At 73.8% G+C, this 496-nt stretch carries 1 protein-coding gene; it reads right to left on the reverse strand.

What is annotated here, in order from left to right:
- Positions 1-496: beta-ketoacyl [acyl carrier protein] synthase domain-containing protein (locus JS521_RS36050; protein WP_205087041.1), on the reverse strand; the 496-nt coding region annotated here is incomplete at both ends.

The following is a 496-nucleotide window of genomic DNA, read 5'->3' on the forward strand; positions in this document are numbered from 1 at the left end:
GCCAGCAGTGCCTGCGCCTCGATCGGGTCGCCCAGGCGGGTTCCGGTGCCGTGCGCCTCCACCACGTCCACGTCCGACGGCGTCAGCCCCGCGCTCTCCAGGGCCTGCCGGATCACCCGCTCCTGGGACGGGCCGCTGGGCGCCGTGAGACCGTTCGACGCACCGTCCTGGTTGACCGCGCTCCCCCGCACCACCGCCAGCACCTCGTGCCCGTGCCGGACCGCGTCGGACAGGCGCTCCAGCACCAGTACTCCGGCGCCCTCGGACCAGCCCGTGCCGTCCGCCGCCTCGGCGAACGCCTTGCAGCGCCCGTCCTCGGCCAGCCCGCCCTGGCGGCTGAACTCGGCGAAGATGCTCGTGCCGGCCATCACGGTCACACCGCCGGCCAGAGCCATGTCGCACTCGCCGTTGCGCAGCGCCTGCACCGCGAGATGGACCGCGACCAACGACGACGAACACGCCGTGTCCACCGTCACAGCAGGCCCTTCCAGCCCGA

The sequence above is a fragment of the Streptomyces durocortorensis genome, from assembly GCF_016901035.1.
GTDB lineage: Bacteria > Actinomycetota > Actinomycetes > Streptomycetales > Streptomycetaceae > Streptomyces > Streptomyces durocortorensis.